The sequence below is a fragment of the Gilvirhabdus luticola genome (genome assembly GCF_040117515.1).
GTDB lineage: Bacteria > Bacteroidota > Bacteroidia > Flavobacteriales > Flavobacteriaceae > Gilvirhabdus > Gilvirhabdus luticola.
Genome location: NZ_JBEEEN010000006.1, coordinates 40750 through 53512, shown reverse-complemented (window position 1 = coordinate 53512; position 12763 = coordinate 40750). Strand labels below are relative to the sequence as shown.

Annotated in this window: 7 protein-coding genes; all 7 read left to right on the top strand. The window is 33.5% G+C overall.

All coding sequences use genetic code 11. The features are described from left to right. Positions 1-23: 23 nt before the first annotated feature. Positions 24-2321, top strand: a complete 2298-nt coding sequence (locus tag AAFP94_RS10785; RefSeq protein WP_316662735.1) for an NADP-dependent malic enzyme — start codon at positions 24-26, stop codon at positions 2319-2321. Positions 2322-2372: 51 nt separating this feature from the next. Further along, positions 2373-2954 (top strand): Holliday junction branch migration protein RuvA, encoded by a 582-nt coding sequence (ruvA, locus tag AAFP94_RS10780; protein ID WP_316662734.1) that lies wholly within the window; start codon positions 2373-2375, stop codon positions 2952-2954. Positions 2955-2960: 6 nt separating this feature from the next. Further along, positions 2961-10214 carry a T9SS outer membrane translocon Sov/SprA gene (sov, locus tag AAFP94_RS10775; protein WP_316662733.1) on the top strand — a complete coding sequence of 2418 codons (7254 nt, stop codon included), beginning with the start codon at positions 2961-2963 and terminating at the stop codon, positions 10212-10214. A 63-nt stretch (positions 10215-10277) separates the two neighbouring features. After that, complete coding sequence (gene gcvH, locus AAFP94_RS10770; protein ID WP_316662732.1) at positions 10278-10658, top strand: glycine cleavage system protein GcvH; 381 nt, start codon at positions 10278-10280, stop codon at positions 10656-10658. Continuing rightward, a complete protein-coding gene (locus AAFP94_RS10765) occupies positions 10651-11025 on the top strand; it encodes a VanZ family protein (RefSeq protein WP_316662731.1) in 375 nt (124 codons plus the stop codon). Before gcvH ends, AAFP94_RS10765 begins: the two co-directional genes overlap by 8 nt. 65 nt (positions 11026-11090) lie before the next feature. After that, the gene (locus AAFP94_RS10760; protein WP_316662730.1) at positions 11091-11810 is read left to right on the top strand and encodes an energy transducer TonB; all 720 of its coding nucleotides are present in this window, start codon (positions 11091-11093) and stop codon (positions 11808-11810) included. Positions 11811-11924: 114 nt separating this feature from the next. After that, positions 11925-12704, top strand: a complete 780-nt coding sequence (locus AAFP94_RS10755; protein ID WP_316662728.1) for an energy transducer TonB — start codon at positions 11925-11927, stop codon at positions 12702-12704. The last annotated feature ends 59 nt before the right edge of the window (positions 12705-12763 follow it).

The window sequence follows — 12763 nt, the reverse complement described above, 5'->3', positions numbered from 1 at the left end:
GCTAATTAAATTAATCCAATTTTATGAGCAAGCAAAGTAAACGCAGAGAAGCTTTAGTATATCATGCCAAACCGATACCTGGTAAAATAAAGGTAGTGCCTACAAAAAAGTATGCTTCTCAAAGAGACTTGTCTTTGGCATATTCTCCTGGAGTTGCAGAGCCTTGTTTGGAAATAAGCAGAAAAAAAGAAAACGTTTATAAATATACTACTAAAGGAAATTTAGTAGCAGTTATATCAAATGGTACAGCAGTTTTAGGGCTTGGTAATATAGGACCAGAGGCATCCAAACCAGTCATGGAAGGAAAGGGCTTATTATTTAAAATTTTTGCCGATATAGATGTTTTCGATATTGAAGTAGATACCGAAAACATTGAAGAGTTTATACAAACTGTAAAAATGATTTCTCCAACTTTTGGAGGAATAAATCTTGAAGATATCAAAGCTCCAGAAGCTTTTGAAATTGAAAGACGGTTAAAAGAGGAATTAGATATTCCAGTAATGCATGATGACCAACATGGTACGGCGATTATTTCGGCAGCTGCATTGATTAACGCATTAGAACTTGCAGAAAAGAAAATAGATCAAGTTAAAATTGTAATAAGCGGTGCAGGAGCGGCAGCTATCTCGTGTTCAAGATTGTATCAGGCCTGTGGTGCTAAACGAGAAAATATGGTTATGCTAGACAGTAAGGGCGTAATAAGACAAGACAGAGAAAACCTCTCGTTAGAAAAAGCAGAATTTGCAACTCATAGAAAGATTGACACTTTAGATGAAGCCATGAAAGATGCCGATGTTTTTATAGGTCTCTCAACCTCAAATATTGTTTCTCCAGAAATGTTAAAATCTATGGCAAAAGTGCCTATAGTATTTGCCATGTCTAATCCAGATCCAGAAATAGCATATGATTTGGCTGTTGCTACAAGAGAAGATATCATTATGGCAACAGGACGTAGTGATCATCCTAATCAGGTTAATAATGTTTTAGGTTTCCCATTTATATTCAGAGGAGCTTTAGATGTACGTGCTACAAAGATCAACGAAGAGATGAAGATGGCTGCTGTGTATGCATTAGCAAATCTAGCTAAAGAACCAGTGCCAGAACAAGTCAATATCGCCTATGGAGAAACGCGTCTTACTTTCAATAAAGATTATATCATTCCAAAACCCTTTGATCCAAGACTAATTGCAGAAGTTCCACCGGCCGTGGCAAAAGCAGCAATTGAGTCTGGTGTGGCAAAGGAGCCAATTAAAAATTGGGAAGAATATAGGGACTCACTTATGGAGCGTTTGGGTTCTGATAACAAAATCGTTAGACTGTTACTCAACAGGGCAAAAATTAATCCAAAGCGAGTAGTTTTTGCGGAGGCAGACCAATTAAAAGTGCTTAAAGCTGCTCAAATCGCTCATGAAGAAGGGATAGCTCACCCTATATTATTAGGGCGTAGAGATATCATTAAGGCTCTAATGGACGAGATTGAATTTGAAGCAGATGTACCAATTATAGATCCAAAATCTGATGAAGAAATAGAAAGAAAGAATAATTATGCCAAATGTTACTGGAAACAACGAGGTCGAAGAGGTATAACCTATTATTCGGCACAAAGATTGATGCGTGAACGGAACTATTTTGCTGCAATGATGGTAAACGAAGGTGATGCAGATGCGGTTATTACTGGATACTCAAGAGCCTACCCTACAGTTGTAAAACCTATTCTCGAACTTATTGGCTTGGCAAAAGGAGCTACAAGAATAGCTACTACAAATATTATGATGACCCAACGAGGGCCAATGTTTTTAAGCGACACCTCAATTAATATTAATCCTTCAGCAGATGATTTGGCTAAAATCGCTGTTATGACCTCTAAGGTGGTGAAGATGTTTGGAATGCAGCCTACAATTGCCATGCTTTCTTATTCTAATTTCGGATCTTCAGACAATCCTGGAGCAACAAAAGTTAGAGATGCAGTTTCAATTTTACACAAAAATTATCCAGATTTATTAGTAGATGGTGAACTACAAATAGATTTTGCATTAAATGTTGATGTTCATAAAGAAACTTTCCCTTTTTCTAAATTAGCAGGCAGAAAAGTAAATACTTTAATTTTTCCCAATCTTGAATCAGCAAATATTACATATAAACTCTTAAAGGAATTAAACAATTCCGAATCAATAGGTCCAATTATGATGGGTCTAAGAAAACCCGTTCATATTTTACAATTAGGAGCTAGTGTAGACGAAATTGTAAATATGACAGCAATTTCTGTTATTGATGCCCAGCAAAAAGAAAAATGGGAGCTTGAACACCCTGAAGCAAAGTAATTTTAATGTAAATAATTTTATTACATTTGGGATGTAAATAGGGATAATTAAATGATAACATATATTCAAGGAAAACTTGTTGAAAAAAACCCAACGGATGTTGTTATCGATTGTAACGGAATAGGCTATTTAATACATATTTCCTTACACACTTTTTCTCAAATCCCTAATCAAGAAAACATTAAGCTATATACTTATCTTCAAATAAAAGAAGATTCTCATTCATTATTTGGTTTCTCGTCTTTAGCTGAAAGAGAAATTTTTAAACTCTTAATTTCTGTAAGTGGCATTGGCTCTAGTATAGCAAGAACTATGTTGTCTTCTTTAACTCCAAAACAAGTTAGAGAAGGTATTGCTATGGGAGATGTAGTTCTTATTCAGTCTATAAAAGGCATTGGAGCAAAAACTGCTCAACGAGTAATACTAGATTTAAAGGATAAAGTTCTAAAAATTTACGATATTGATGAAGTTTCAGTAGCAAAAAACAATACCTGTAAAGATGAAGCGTTATCTGCTTTAGAGGTTTTAGGTTTTGCAAGAAAGCAAGCCGAAAGAGTTGTAGATAAAATTTTAACTACACAACAAGATGCCAATGTAGAAACCATTATTAAATTAGCTTTAAAAAATTTATAATAGATTTTGAATACTACTAACCTAAATTTTTATAAATCAGTTAAAAAATATACGTTTTCGGTTCTGTTCTTATTGGTTTCAGTAGCTGTATGGTCGCAACAACCAACAGATCAAGATACAACGCAAACAGGATTTGGTTTAGGAAATTTAAAATTCCCAAATCCTGAAAGTATTGTTTCTAAATACACATACGATCCTATAACAGACAGATATTATTATACAGAATCTATTGGAAACTTTAATATTAATTATCCCGTAATATTAACTCCAGAAGAATACGAACAGCTTGTTATAGAAGAAAACTTAAAATCTTATTACAAACAAAAAATTGACGCATTTGATGGAAAAAAAGAAGGAACAGAGGATGAACAAAAAAACCTTTTGCCAGAATTTTATGTAGATTCAGATTTTTTTGAAACCGTTTTTGGAGGCAACACTATTGAAGTGGTACCTCAAGGTTCTGTTGAAATGGATTTGGGAGTTTTGTTTTCTAAACAGGATAATCCTGCTTTTTCTCCGAAGAATAGAAGTAATTTCACTTTCGATTTTGATCAACGTATTAGTTTGAGTTTATTGGGCAGAGTTGGCACTAGACTTCAAGTAACGGCTAATTATGATACGCAATCTACTTTTGACTTTGAAAATATAATTAAACTAGAATATACACCAACTGAAGATGACATCATACAGAAAATTGAAGTTGGAAATGTGAGTATGCCACTCAATAATTCTTTAATTACTGGAGCTCAAAGTCTTTTTGGTGTAAAAACACAATTACAATTTGGAAAAACCACAGTAACAGGAATTTTTTCTGAACAGAAATCTGAAACAAAGACCGTAGTTGCTCAAGGTGGTGGTACGTTAGAAGAATTTGAATTATTCATTAGAGATTATGATGAAAACAGGCATTTCTTTTTAGCTCAATATTTTAGGGATAATTACGATAAGGCACTTTCAACATATCCTTTTATAAATTCGAATATTCAAATTACTAGATTAGAAGTTTGGGTAACCAATAGAAATAATCAAACAGACAATGTAAGAAACGTCATTGCTTTACAGGATATTGGAGAAACAGATAAAGTAGGAAATCCATCTGTAATAGTAAATGGAAGTCCAGGAACATTACCTGACAATCCAAATAATGCCCTGGATCCAACTAGTATTGGAGTAGGAACTTCTCAATTAAACGATTTAATAAGAGATGTTGCAACGGCGCAATCAGGTATAACCGTTCCTGGTGCAAACGAAGGGACAGATTATTCAAAATTAGAGAATGCCCGAAAGCTTATTGAAGGATCAGAATATATTTTAAACTCACAATTAGGCTATATTTCATTAAATCAGCGTTTGAGTAATGATGAAATACTTGGTGTGGCATTTCAGTTTACCGTTGGAGGGCAAGTATATCAAATAGGTGAGTTTGCAAACGATGGTATAGATGCTACTGGTATTGGTACAGATATAGATGGGAATGTTACATCAGTAACTAATAACACATTGATTGTAAAAATGCTTAAAAGCAGTATTACCAATGTGAATCAACCAGTTTGGGATTTAATGATGAAAAACATTTATGATACTGGTGCTTACCAACTAAGTCAGGATGATTTTAAATTAAATATTTTCTACACAGAAGCATCACCTTTAAATTACATAACTCCTGTTTCAGGCACACCTTTCCCAACTCCAGGGTCAGGAGAAGACGAATTACAAGAAACACCACTTTTAAGGGTTTTCAATTTAGATAAGTTAAATTTTAACAACGACCCACAAATTAATGGTGATGGATTCTTTGATTTTGTTCCAGGTATCACTGTGTTACCTCAAAATGGTAAAATTATATTTACGTCTGTTGAACCATTTGGTGAATATCTGTTTGATGTACTTTCTCTTGATCCATTAGAAGATTATAATAATGAGGCAACATATAATGGGAACCAACAAAAATATGTTTATAGCATTTTATATAGCAGTACCAAAACAGCAGCGTTAGAAGAAGTAGAAAAAAATAAGTTCCAAATAAAAGGACGATATAAATCTTCAGGTGGTGATGGTATTCCAATAGGATCTTTCAATGTCCCAAGAGGTTCTGTTAAAGTAACTGCTGGAGGACGTGTGCTGGTTGAAGGTATAGACTATACAGTTAATTATCAACTTGGGAGAGTGCAAATTTTAGACGAAGCCCTAAAAGCGTCAAATACTCCAATACAAGTGTCTACTGAAAATAATGCAGTTTTTGGCCAACAAACAAAAAGATTTACAGGAATAAATGTTGAACACCAGTTTAACGAAAACTTCCTTTTAGGTGCCACTTTCTTAAACCTGAACGAAAGACCTATAACACAAAAGGCAAACTACAATAGCGAACCAATCAACAATACTATTTTTGGGTTTAACGGAAATTATTCTACTGAAGTTCCATTTTTAACACGTTTAGTAAACAAACTTCCAAATATTGATACAGATGTACCATCCAACATTTCTGTAAGAGGTGAGTTTGCTTATTTAGCACCTGGAGCACCAAAAGGAACAAATTTTAATGGTGAAGCAACATCTTACGTTGATGATTTTGAAGGAACGCAAAATGCTATTGAATTAAAATCCCAACAATCTTGGTTCTTATCGAGCACACCTTTCGATCCTAATTTGGGTTATATAGATGTTAACGACCCAGATAGCGATATCAATTTGCAAAATGGCTATCAAAGAGCAAAACTAAATTGGTATTCTATCGATCCCATTTTTTATAGTAGCCAAAGGCCAAACGGTATTACAGACGATGATGTTTCTAGTTTGTATACAAGTCGTGTCTTTATTCGTGAACTGTTTCCAAATAGGGATTTAGTACAAGGTCAAGTTTCTGTACAAAACACTTTAGATTTAGCATACTATCCTGCAGAAAGAGGGCCCTATAATTTTAGCCCTAATGCTAATGGTAACACCTTGCCAAATCCAGAACAAAACTGGGCAGGTATAACAAGGCAATTAACATCTACAGATTTAGAACAAGCTAATGTAGAATACATAGAATTTTGGTTGCAAGACCCTTTTCAGGAAAATCTTTCAAATCCAGGAGGGAAACTGGTATTTAACCTCGGTAATATTTCTGAAGATGTACTACCAGATGGACGTAAGCAATATGAGAATGGTTTACCAGATGCAAACAATAATGTGTTTACAACAGAAACTTCTTGGGGTCAGGTGCCTGCTAATCAGTCTTTGGTTTATGCCTTTAGCACTACAGGAGCGGAAAGAACTCTTCAGGATGTAGGTTATGATGGGTTGAACGACATAGACGAAGCTTTAAAATTTCCGAATTTTGCCGGACTAGATGATCCAGCAAACGATAATTACACCTACTTTTTACAGGCGGAAGGAAATATCTTTGAACGTTATGCTCAATATAATGGTCAAGAAGGTAACTCACCAGACACTTTTACAGACACAAACAGAGGTTCGACAACACAACCAGACGCAGAGGATATTAATCGGGACAATACAATGAATACGATTAATAGTTATTTTGAATATGAATTAGAAATAACAAGACAAAATTTACCGGAAAACAGTTTAGATGAAATTTCACCAACAAATCCTATAGGAGAATTTATTCGAGATATAAAAATTCAAAATAGAGAATTAGCAAACGGACAAACGGCTCAAGTTAGGTGGTATCAATTCAGGATTCCTGTTGAAGGAGACCATGTTCAGGCAATTAATGGTATCTCTGATTTTAGATCGATACGTTTTGTTCGTATGTACCTCAAAGAGTTTACAGAAAATACAGTATTCCGTTTTGGAACACTTGATCTGGTGAGAAGTGATTGGAGACGATATACACAAGCCCTTGATAAAAACGATCCAACACCAGAAGATCCTCAAACCGAATTTTCGGTAGGAGTTATTGGAACCATAGAAAATGAAGGAAGTTATGCCTCACCTCCAGGAGTTGAACCTGAACAGTTATTTAATAATAATACAGTTGTAAGACAAAATGAGCAATCTTTAGTAGCCAATATTTGTGATTTAGAAACATTAGATTCAAAAGCAGTTTACAAGAACATTAATGTTGATATGCGTCAGTATAAACGCATTCGAATGTTTATGCATGCTGAAGATGGAGAGTCTGGAACATTAGCTAGTAATGATCTTGTTGGATTTATTAGGATGGGAAATGATCTTACAGAAAATTTTTATCAAATAGAAATTCCGCTTCAAGTTTCAACAGGAGTTTCAAGAGAGGCTTTGTGGCCGGAAGAAAACGAGATCAATCTTCCAATTGAAGTCTTGGCTCAAATTAAATCTTTAGGTATTGCCAATGGATCTTTAAGCAATGAAGATCCAACATTTTACGATGTTATAGATGGAACTTTAATAGACATTCCTGTTTCAGACCCATTTTCTGGTTACACTCCAGGTCAGCATCGTGTTGCAATAAAAGGGAATCCTAATTTTGGAGACATAAGAACGTTGATGATAGGAGTAAAAAATATTTCTAAAAATCCGCAATGTGGTGAAATCTGGTTTAATGAGTTAAGAATGTCAGATTTAGACAATAAAGGAGGTTGGGCAGCTATAGTAAGTGTAGATTCAAATTTAGCAGATTTTGCAAACGTTAGCGCAACAGGAAGAAAGAGCACTTCAGGTTTCGGTGGAATTGAACAAGGGCCAAACGAACGTAGTATAGAAGATGTTGAACAATATGATGTAGTGACGAATATAAATGTCGGGCAACTATTACCAAAAAAGTGGGGAATTCAAATACCTTTCAATTATGGTCAAAGTGAAGAAATTATTACCCCTAAATATGATGAATATTATAGAGATATTGAGCTTCAGACGCAATTAGATAATAATGCCAATCAAGATTCAATACTTAAAGTAAATGAAAATTACACAAAACGCAAGAGTATTAATTTTATTGGCGTAAGAAAAATAAAAACTAATGAAGAAGCTAAACCACATTTTTATGATGTGGAAAACTTGACATTAAACTATTCCTATAATAAAGTAGAACATAGGGATTTTGAGATTGAAAATTCATTAGACCAAACTATAAGAACAGGTGTAAATTATGCTTATAATTTTGATCCAATTAGCGTTGAACCTTTTAAAAAGAACGATTCTCTATTTACGGGGAAATATTGGCAAATTCTTAAAGATTTTAATTTTAACCTTTTACCATCAAGCTTTACTTTAAATACCAATATCAACAGACAGTTTAATAAACAAAGATTTAGAGAAGTAGAATTAGGCGGGAATAATATTGGTTTGGAAGAATTATTTAGGAGAAATTATACATTCGATTTCCAATATACCGTAAACTATAACCTAACAAACTCATTGCAATTAAACTTTACGGCATCAAATAATAACATTGTAAGAAATTATTTTAAAGATAATATCATAAACGGAGAACAAGATCCAACACTAAATGTTTGGGATGGTTTCTTTGATGTCGGCGACCCAAATAGGCAATACCAGCAATTAGGCGTTAATTATGAAATTCCTCTTTATAAAATACCAACCTTTAGCTTCTTAAGTGCAACATATTCTTACACAGGAGATTTTCAATGGCAAAAAGGATCTGATTTATATGGCAATTTAGAGCTTGATGGTCAAACCTATGATTTAGGAAATACTATTCAAAATGCCAATACTCATAATATCAATTCGTCTTTAGACATGAATAGGTTTTACAGATATATTGGGTTGGTTAAAAAACCAGTTAGAGGTTCTAGAACAAGCAGGCAACAAATTTCAACACCTCCAACTGGCGGAACTCCAAACGCTAATAAACCTAAAAAGACCAATAAGGCGGGAACTAAATTATTGAATGCTGGAATAGATATATTAACAAGTGTGAAGAGAATTCAATTCAACTATTCTGAAAACAACGGAACATTCTTGCCAGGTTATTTACTAACACCCGGATTTATAGGTACTCTAAAACCGACATTTGGATATACTTTTGGTAGCCAAAAGGATATAAGGTATTTGGCTGCAAGAAAAGGATGGCTAACAGTTTTTCCAGATTTTAATGATCAATATACCGAAGTCCATACAAGACAAATGGATATTTCAGCGAATATTGAACCCGTTAGAGATTTAAAAATAGATATTGTCGCCAACAGAATGTATTCTGAAAATTCTACAGAAAATTATAAAATACATGATTATTTATTAGGAGATGGGACGCCAGGCTCTGACGGAATTTTAGATTATCAACCTCTTACACCAAATACGTTTGGAAACTTTAATATTTCAACACTTTTAATCAAAACTGCATTTAGTAAAAGTGATGAAACTAGCTCGGATGCCTTTGATGATTTTAGAGCAAATAGGTTAATAATTGCACGCAGATTGGCTCAAAAGAACGGTGTAGATATGACAAACCCTTCCAACTTTGAAGATGCTGATTTAGCAGGCTATCCAAAAGGATTTGGAAAAACAAACCAAGCCGTTTTATTACCAGCGTTTTTATCAGCTTATTCCGGAAAAAGTGCTGATAAAGTATCGTTAGGCGCTTTTAGAGATACACCAATACCAAACTGGGACTTGAAATACACGGGCTTTATGAAGTTTAACTGGTTTAAAAAGAATTTTAAACGGTTCTCTATAAATCATGGCTATCGTTCAGGTTATACTATAAATCAGTTCAGAACAAATTTAGATTATGTAGAACCTGATGATTATACTGATTATGATACGCAACCTAATCCAGATGTTTTTGACCAGTCTGGGAATTATAAAAATGAAACGCTTTACAGCAATGTGAGTTTAACTGAAATGTTCAGCCCATTAATTCGAATAGATTTTGAAATGAACAACTCTGTTAAAATATTGGCAGAAGTTCAAAAAGATAGAATGTTGTCGTTGAGTTTTGATAATAATTTAATGACTGAAATAAAAGGTAACGAATATGTGTTAGGATTAGGTTATCGCATCAAGGATGTGCGATTTAAATCAAAATTAGCTGGTCCTCGACAAGTCGTAGTAAGTGACTTGAACATGAAGGCAGATATCTCAATACGAGAAAATAAAACCATTATTAGATATCTGGATTTGGAGAATAATCAAGTAACATCTGGGCAGACGATTTGGGGATTAAAATATACTGCAGACTATGCGTTTAGTAAGAATCTGACAGGTATCTTTTATTTCGATTACACATTTTCAGAATATGCCATTTCAACCGCATTTCCACAAAATACAATTAGATCTGGAATTACTTTAAGATATAATTTCGGAAATTAATTTTTTGTCTTGAATTTTATATTTTGAATAGATACATTTGCCAAAACATATTAAAATTATAAAATGAATATTCCGTCTGAATTAAAGTACACTAAAGACCACGAATGGGTTAAAATAGAAGGTGAAATAGCTACTATTGGCATTACAGATTTTGCACAAGGTGAATTAGGAGATATTGTTTATGTTGAGGTAGAAACACTAGACGAAACTCTTGATGCAGAAGAAATATTTGGAACTGTTGAAGCAGTAAAAACGGTTTCAGACTTATTTTTACCTCTTTCTGGTGAAATTGTAGAATTCAACGAATCTCTTGAGGATGAGCCTGAAAAAGTAAACAGTGATCCTTATGGTGAAGGATGGATAATAAAGGTTAAGTTATCTAAAGAATCAGAAATAGATAGTTTGCTTTCAGCTGACGACTACTTAAAACTTATTGGTGCTTAAAAAAAATATTTTATTTATCACAATTTTATACACTATTGCTCTTGCTTGTGTAAGTCTTATTAAAATAAATGATATTTCAGATTATGTTCCGTCTATTACAGACAAAGTTTTCCACTTTTTAACTTATGGGATATTGGCAATTCTTTGGTATTTAACATGGTTTACCAAATTAGAAAGAAAGAAAACAACCGCTCTTTTTTTAGCAATGGTTATATCTATTGGTTTTGGTATAATTATTGAAGTACTACAACATAGAATAACAAGTACTAGAATATTTGATCTTAAAGATATTTTAGCCAATATTTTAGGTGTAATCCTTGCAGTTGGTATTATAACTTTAAAAAACAGATTTGAAGTTAAAAAATAATAATCACTTGTTTTTTTGCAAAATAAATGGTTATTTTAGCAATCTAGTTAAAACAGTAAAAAATTATGGAATCCAAAAAAAATCCTAGTGCAAACGTTGGTAGAAATAGTTCTCTGTATTTTGCCATTGGTTTAGCATTAATGTTGTTCTTAACAAATTACGCCATTAATTATAAAACTTATGACAAATCTAACATTGATATAGGTCAGCTAAATTTAGATGAAGAGTTAGAAGAAGAAATTCCAATTACTGAACAAATACAAACGCCACCACCACCTCCTCCTCCTCCAGCTGCTCCAGAGGTTATCGAAATTGTAGAAGATGAAGCAGAAGTTGAAGAGACTGTAATTGAGTCTACAGAATCTGATCAAGAAGAAGAAATTGTAGAAGTAGAAGATGTAGAAGTAGAAGAGGTAGAAGAAGATATTGAAGTACCTTTTGCTGTTATCGAGAATGTGCCAATTTATCCAGGATGCGAAAGTGGCAATAATGATGCAAAGAAAAAATGTATGTCTGAAAAAATTGCTCAATTTGTAAATAGAAAGTTTAATACAGACTTAGCTTCAGATTTAGGACTTTCAGGAAGACAGCGTATTAACGTTATCTTTAAAATAGATAAGAATGGTGATATTGTAGGAGTTAGAGCAAGAGCTCCACATCCAAAATTAGAAGCAGAAGCGGCAAGGGTAATTAACTTATTACCAAAAATGAAACCAGGAAAACAACGTGGAAAAGCAGTAACAGTGCCTTATTCTTTACCAATTTTATTCCAGGTTCAGGATTAAGAAATAATTAATTTTTTAAAATATAAAATCCCGTTACAAACATTGTAACGGGATTTCTTTTTTGGTATGCTTATTGTGACTTTAGCATAATATTAACATTTAACAGAACATATTATGAAACTTCAAAAGAAATTTCACGAACTCATTCGGCAAAATGAGAAAAACGCGAAAAAGCCGCAGAAGCATGATGCCAATGTACAAAAAAATTCAACACTCTTTTTCCAGATAGGCTTAATATTGAGTCTACTTACAGTTTACAGTCTGTTCGAAATGGAATTTGTTACGAAAGAACTTTCTGATCCTTATGAGATGTCACAACTAGAAGAAGATGTAGTTGTAGTTCAAAGAGAAGTTAGAATCTACGAGGAAATCCCTGAAAAGGTTGAAAGAAGAAAAGATTCAAGAACCTTAAATGAGCCACCATTAATTGATAATGGAGATACAAGAGAAGAGACACCAAAGATTTTCACGACACCAGCAATTTCTGATAACCCAGAAATAGAACCTGTTATAAAAGTTATTCCGCCTCCAGAAGAGTACGATATTTTAGGAGTAGAACGAGTTCCTATTTATCCTGGCTGTGAAAAAACCAAAAACAATGATGAACGTAGACAATGCATGTCTGAAAAGATTTCAAGATTGATCCAGAAAAAATTCAATGCAGATTTGGCTTCTCCTTTAGGTTTATCTGGCAGACAAAAAATTGATGTACAGTTCAAAATAAATAAAACAGGTAAAGTTACAGATATAAAAACCAGAGCTCCTCATCCTAGGCTAGAAAAAGAAGCTGAACGCGTTATTAAGATCATACCAGAAATGACTCCAGGTAGGCAAAGCAACAAGAATGTAGGTGTGATATACACGCTACCTATAATTTTTCGGGTTCAGGATTAAAACAAAATTCAAACAAAACCATTATCGCTATTGGTAACGGTTTTTTAATGCTTCCATTC